The following is a 282-nucleotide window of genomic DNA, read 5'->3' on the forward strand; positions in this document are numbered from 1 at the left end:
AAAATGCATTGATGTACTCGGGTCGTCTGTTTTGATATTGCATGTAGTAAGCGTGTTCCCAGACGTCCAGACCGAGGATGGGTGTATTGCCGCTCATCAGCGGGCTGTCCTGGTTGCCGCTGCTTTCCACCACCAGCGTTTTTTGTGGCGTAACGCTCAACCAGGCCCAACCACTGCCGAAACGCGTCAACGCCGCCTTGGTAAAGGCTTCCTTGAAGCTGTCAAAGCCGCCAAGTTGTTCGTCGATGGCCTTGCCCAGCGCACCCTCGGGTTTGCCTCCCC

General features: G+C 56.4%; 1 protein-coding gene. It reads right to left on the reverse strand.

What is annotated here, in order from left to right:
* Nucleotides 1–282, reverse strand: a 282-nt coding sequence (locus tag AAEZ05_RS28280; protein WP_350649879.1) for a superoxide dismutase, incomplete at both ends; no start/stop codon positions are given.

Source organism: Pseudomonas sp. HY13-MNA-CIBAN-0226, assembly GCF_040310305.1.
Lineage (GTDB): Bacteria > Pseudomonadota > Gammaproteobacteria > Pseudomonadales > Pseudomonadaceae > Aquipseudomonas > Aquipseudomonas gregormendelii.